The sequence below is a fragment of the uncultured Negativibacillus sp. genome, from assembly GCF_944388365.1.
GTDB lineage: Bacteria > Bacillota > Clostridia > Oscillospirales > Ruminococcaceae > Negativibacillus.
In genome coordinates, this window is the sequence record NZ_CALXIN010000100.1 from 1 (window position 1) to 6,154 (window position 6,154).

Here is a 6,154-nt window from a genome sequence, read left to right on the forward strand (position 1 = left end):
CTCAGACCACATTCATAGCAGCTCACCAGCAGCTCGCCGCCGCTGACCGGTGTGCCGTCATAATAGCTGGCGCTGAGGTTGAGCACGATGGTCTCATCCAGATAGTAGTAGTCCTTCTCAGGGCTTACCTCCACAAAATAGGCGGGCTTTTGGAAGTTTTCGACCTGAAGCCACTGGCTGCAATACTCTTTGCCCTGCTGGTCGCGGACATAGAGAACATAGCTGTCCTTTTCCAGACCGGTAAACGAGAGCTTGCCCTCAAAATAGCCCTGCTCATCCACGGTGAACGTCTGGGAATAGAGGTCATTGCTGCCCCAGCTCTTGGTCAGTACCAGTTCGACCGTTTTGGGCAGCGTAAACTCGCTGCGGCGCGGCTGCAATCTGCCCCAGACCTCGAGGGTATCGGTTGCACGGTAGACGGTGCGGTCGGTGTAGAGCGCCGCGTAAAACTGTTCGCTTAGATTCTCTTCCTGCGGCTGTGTGAGCCGAAGCTCCTGGAAAGCTGTCAGCGTCTGACCGTCATAGACCTTGAGGTAGACCTCCTCCATCTCGCCGGTTTCCAGCGTGACCAGTCCGTCCTGGTCGGTGGTGCCTTCGACGCTCTCACCGGTCAGCGGGTCGGTGATGACGGTGCGCAGTCCCTTGCACGGCTGGGAGGATGCGGCATCGTTGAGCCAGAGTGTCACGCTGCCGTCAAACGCCTGCGAATAGACGGTGGTGTTGGTAATCTGGATAAACTTGTGAATGGTGTTGTCGCTGCCCTCTATCTTGACAAGATAGTATCCCTCTTCCATGTTTTCGGGCAGGATGTCGTAGGCACGGCCGCTGTATTCCCGCTGGAACAGCGGCGCAGTAAAGCTTGTCACCTGCTGCATCCGATAGGAGTCATAGTCGACCTGCTCTGTGCCAAAGGAGTACATCTGCCAGCTCTGCTTCTGCACATCCCAGACCGCCTTTTCATACTCCGCTCCGTCCTCGAAGCGGTAGATGGTGGTGGTCACATCCGACCCTTTGTCATAATTGCCGGTGGAAAGCTCCACAACCAGCTGATCGCCTGGGACAAACATCTCGGTAAAGTTGCGGTAGAGCGACATCCGGTTTACGTATTTATCATACACCTGAAAACGGAAGGTGTAGTCCTCCGCCAGCGTGCTGCCGTTTTGTGCAGGCGCGCCTTTGCCGATGGTGACGGTGTAGATCTGATTTCCCTCCAGCGGACTGTCCGGCACAAAGGTCAGGCGGTAGCCTTCGGCGGTGAGCTTGCCCGAAACCTCCGGTTCGATGTGAAAGTAGTCCGCCATCTCGCCCACCGGCTGGTTGAAGTTCAGCTCAACACCGGTGTTGGTCGAAACATAGGTCGCCGTATCCCGCGGATAGGTCGAGGAGACCATCAGCTCGCTGGTGGTCTGGAAGGCGCAGGAATTGACCTGCTGTCCCTGGGTATCCAGCAGTCCAAAGGCATAGACCGTTCCCGCCTGCATCGGCTGATCGGGTGTGAGCTTCCAGCCCTCACCTTCCTTGTCGAGGGTATAATCAAACGGCGGTGTGATGTTCAGACACTGCCGGACCATTTCCTGGGAAAGCCCTCCCTCGACCGTGAGCAGAAAACTGGTGTCGGTCGGGATGCCCGTGTCACTCTCCTGCTGTGCCGTCACATTCTGGACGCTGCCTTCCTCCTCCTTTTTCCCAAACAGCGATTCAAAAAAGCCAGGGCTTGTGTCGGCGGAGGAGTCCGGTTCGACCTGCCTCTGTGAGGAACATGCTGAGCTCAGCAGCATCACTGCCGCCATGACTGCTGCCATCTTTCCTTTCCAATGTTGTTTCATCAGATTCCCTCCTTTTTCTCCCTTCTCATCTTCCCGTATTATTTTGACATGATAAATGTCAATCTTTTGATGAAAAAAAGAGGACTTCCGACCGGAGAAAAGGCAGAAGGACGGCAGATTTGCCGTCCTTCTCCACCTTTGTATCGCCCGAAGAAGTCGTCAAACTCTCATCAGCGGTTTACAAATTTTTACAATATCAGTTAGAACCGGCGGTACTTGAACCGTCCAATGTCAAACAGGTTTCTGCCGGTGCTGTCGGCAGCGACAGTGACCGGAAAATCCTTGAGCTTGTAGCGGCGGATTGCCTGATCGCCCAGCTCCTCGAGGGCAACGGTCTCCCATTCCTCCACACAGCCGGACAGCAGAGCGCCTGCTCCGCCCACCGCAGTCAGGTAAACTGCGCCGTGCTCAGCGATGGTATCATACGCTGCCTTGGAGCGTTCGCCTTTGCCGATGGTCACCTTGACGCCGAGATCGAGCATCTCGGGCAGATAGATGTCCATGTTCTGGGAGGTCGCCGGACCAACGGCGCCGATGACCTCTCCTCTTGGTGCAGGCGAAGGATTGGTATAAAAGATGATAGCGTTTTGCAGGTCGATCGGCAGCATCTTTTCATCCTCCAAGAGGTCATGCAGCTTTTTATGCGCCTGATCGGTGAATCCATATACCCATCCCGAAAGCAGCAGATGCTGCTCAATCGTCAATTCCTTTGCCTGTTCTATCAGTTGTTCTGTGTCCATTCTGATCATATCTTCCATCGAATAGGGCACCACCTTTCCTGCCGCGCCGCATCCTGCGCGCGGTCAAAAATAGAAATCGAAGGAGAGCTTTCTCCTTAAAAGTAGCGATGTTTTTGCAGTTCCTCCTCGGTGAGGGACAGCTTGCCGACCGAGGGTGTCGGCGGCACGGGAGCAGACTGCGGCTCCTGCTTTGGCTGTTTGGGAGGCTGCGGCAGATTCAGCTCGCGCAGCACCATCTCGCGGGCAGCAAGGATATCCTGTTCAATCTGGTCATACCGCTCGTTGAGCAGCTGGACCGACTGGTTCATGCGGTCGCGCATCGAAACAAAATCCTGCTGCATCCCTTCGATCTTTTCGAGGATGCCCGCTACAAAGACGCCCGCATTCTGCGAGATCTTCTCTGCCTTGTGGTTTGCATCATGGATGATCTTCTCGGCCGTATTCTGTGCTTCCAGAATCGCCGCACCGATGGTGGCAGCCGCCTGATCCAGCTGCTTGGATTTCTCCGTGGCGGTGCGCATCTTCTCCTGCATCTCGAGGTTATTTTCCTGCAGGGTCTGGAAGTCCTTTTCGCGGCGTTCCTCCCACCTGCGCTGACGGTCGATCTCCTCCTGCAGCAGGCCGATCATCTCGCTGAGCTTTTTATTTTTGCCGCGCTCTGCGTCCAGATCGACCGAGGCTGTCTGCAGCTTTTCCTCAAAGGAAGAAATCTGTTCCTCCAGCTCCTGACGGCTGCGGGTGATCTGCTCCATCTTTTCCTGCAGCTGCTGCTCGGACTGACGCGCCTGATCGGTCATCTGTTCGATATATTGCAAAACCTCTTCCTTTTTATATCCCCAAAGGTTTGAGGTAAATTCGGGCTTATTTTCCATGTGGCTCACTCTCCATCCTCTCCGCTGGGATTTACCTTATTATATCATCTTTCTATCCAAAAGGAAAGTGCTTTATTACCTTGTTTTTGTAATTTATTCCACCTGTCTGCAACAAAAAAGGGCAGCCATACAGCTGCCCTTACAAAAAGCGAATGAGGAGAGGATGGTAGAGAGACTATCCTCTGATCTGTAACAGTTTTTGTTTGAGTTCCTCCTCGATGCGTCCCAGCTCCACCTCGGCGTCGCGTCGCTTCTGACGGCCTTCCTCCTGAATCTTCATCACCTCGTCGAGGGTGGAGATGAGCGATTCGTTGGTGGCCTTGAGCGTTTCGATGTCCACGATGCTGCGCTCCGATTCCTTGGCGGTTTCGATGGTCGCCATCTTGAGGGTGGCGGCGTTTTTGCGCAGCAGCTCGTTTGTCATATCGGTGACCTCGCGCTGTGCCTGGGCTGCCTGCTGGGAGTGGGTGATGCCCAGCGCCAGCACCATCTGGCTCTTCCACAGCGGAATGGTGTTGACGATGGTCGACTGAATCTTCTCGCTCATCAAAGTATCATTGTTCTGCACCAGGCGAAGCTGCGGCGCCATCTGGATGGACACCATGCGGGTCAGCTCCAGGTCGTGCAGCTTTTTCTCAAAGCGGTCGCAGAGGTTTGCAAGGTCGTTTGCCGCCTGTGCATCCTCCGGAAGGTTGGTCTGGGCAGCCTTTTCGATCAGTGCGGGCAGCTGGGTCTGACGCACCTGCGCCAGCTTTTTCTGTCCGGCGAGGATGTACATCGACAGCTCCTTGAAGTAGGTCTTGTTGATCTCGTACATCTTGTCGAGCATTGCCACATCCTTGAGCAGCAAAATCATGTGATTTTCCAGCGACTCGACGATCTGGTTGATGTTTGCCTCCGCCTTGGCATACTTGGTCTTGAGGTTGTTGAGTTTGTTGGAGCTTTTCTTGAAAAAGCCGAGGAAGCCTTTTTCTTCCTCCTCGTCGAAGTTTTTGAGCTCTCCGACGATGCTGGAAAGCATCTGGCCGATCTCGCCCAGATCCTTGGTGCGCACATTTTCCAGCGCACTCTCGGAAAAGTCTGCCATCTTCTTCTGCGCACCGGCGCCGTATTGCAGCACGACGGTGGAATTGGTCAGATCAATCTGGTTTGCGAAGTCGTTGACCATCTTGCGCTCTTCCTCGGTGAGCTTGCTCTCATCAAATACCGGCTGCGGCTGTGGCTGTGGTGCCACCTCCTCCTTCACCGGTGTTTCCATGGTCGGCGCCGGCTGTGCAAACGGGTCGAGGGTCAGCGTCGGCTGCAGATCCTTGGCTGTAGGGTCGATGTTATTCATAAGCTCGTCCTCCTATTATCAAACTTGTCGTCCATGTACTACTTTCGCTCAAATTCGGAACCGGTCAGTCCCTCCTGTTTGAGCATCGTTTCCAGCACCGAGATGTCTGAACTTACGTCGAGCATCTCATCGGTGAACAGGCGGTCCAGCAGATTTTCAAAGGCGTGGTTGATGGTGTCCAATGTATTTTCGATCTGCTGTTTTGCGCTCTGGATGTTCTCTCCCTGCACCGGCTGGGCGTCAAACTCCTCATAGGCGTCCAGCAGCTTGAGGGTGGTCGGCAGATAGTAGTTCATCAGCTTGCGGATGTCCGGCAGCTTTTCGGGGTGATCCTGCACCTGGGCAAAGATTTTCTCGGCGATCTCCTCCAGGCGGTCCATCTTGCGGGAGACTTCCTCCCCTTCGATGCGCTCGTTGGCATCGTGGATCTTCCTAATCATCTCGCGGCCCTGTCGGATGGCAGCGGCAAGCTCCGGATTCTGGGAGAGCTCGGCTTCCTCCTGTTTGCGCTGTTCCTCCATCTGACGGCGGCGTTCTTCCTCCTCGCGGCGGCGGGCATTGGCCTGCTGCTGTACATAGAGATATTGGTTGTACACGTCGTCCGAGAGCATCAGGCAGGTTTTTTCGTCGTCGATGTGTGCATCGGGCAGCACACGCTTGCGGATCATCTTCTGCAGGTCACGCAGCACAAAGGGCTTGTCCCAGCCGGTGCCGCGCACCAGCATATCAATCGGACAAAACTGGCTGTTGCCCACGATTTTGAGATATTTTTTCAGGCGAGAGGTGCGCTTGAGCAGCGAAACGCCCTTGCACAGCAGCACGCCGCTGACTGCAATCAGTGCCGTGAGGACGCTGCCGATCACCGCAAAAGGTGCGCCGAACAAATTCATCGCGGCAGTCAGTCCGGTGGTGACCAGCAAAAGCGTCAGAAAGATGCCCAGCCCGATTCCGCCAAAGACGGTGAACAGGATGCCTGCGACGCTGACCGTCTTATATTTTTTTTCGGCGGGAAGGTGCTGATTGGTATATTGATTGGAAGAATTCCCATGATTGGAATAAACCGGCTGCTTTTTCTGTGCGCCGTACTTCTGTTGACTTTCAGGGTTAGCATAGCGGTCACGACCGGTCTGCGCAGAGGTAAATTCTCGCTTGACGTCGTTTGCAATGTCCATCACATCTTTTTTGAGGTTCTGCATCTCGGGAGAGCGGGAAAAATCGCTCATCTGTTTTATTTTTTTGCGCAGCATGCGTTCAAACTGGTCACTCACGCCGGAGCACCTCCGTTCAGACTCATTTTTTATTCCTATTATAGAACATTTTGTCCGAAAGTACAAGAAGCACAAAAGAACTGCAGAAGAATTCAAGATTTATTAAATTTTT

At 54.3% G+C, this 6,154-nt stretch carries 5 protein-coding genes; all 5 read right to left on the reverse strand.

Annotated elements, in window-relative coordinates; genetic code table 11:
* Positions 1-1,826 (reverse strand): Ig-like domain-containing alpha-2-macroglobulin family protein (locus tag Q0L39_RS10065; protein WP_296628867.1); only part of this gene is annotated, 1,826 nt, incomplete at its 3' end.
* A 200-nt stretch (positions 1,827-2,026) separates the two neighbouring features.
* Positions 2,027-2,584, reverse strand: coding sequence for a fumarate hydratase C-terminal domain-containing protein (locus Q0L39_RS10070; protein ID WP_296628868.1), 558 nt, complete (start codon positions 2,582-2,584; stop codon positions 2,027-2,029).
* Positions 2,585-2,661: 77 nt separating this feature from the next.
* Positions 2,662-3,438, reverse strand: coding sequence for a hypothetical protein (locus Q0L39_RS10075; RefSeq protein WP_296628869.1), 777 nt, complete (start codon positions 3,436-3,438; stop codon positions 2,662-2,664).
* A 175-nt stretch (positions 3,439-3,613) separates the two neighbouring features.
* Complete coding sequence (locus Q0L39_RS10080; protein WP_296628871.1) at positions 3,614-4,696, reverse strand: toxic anion resistance protein; 1,083 nt, start codon at positions 4,694-4,696, stop codon at positions 3,614-3,616.
* Positions 4,697-4,812: 116 nt separating this feature from the next.
* Positions 4,813-6,042: a 5-bromo-4-chloroindolyl phosphate hydrolysis family protein gene (locus Q0L39_RS10085; RefSeq protein WP_296628870.1), complete on the reverse strand. Its 1,230-nt coding sequence runs from the start codon at positions 6,040-6,042 to the stop codon at positions 4,813-4,815.
* Between the last annotated feature and the right edge of the window lie 112 nt (positions 6,043-6,154).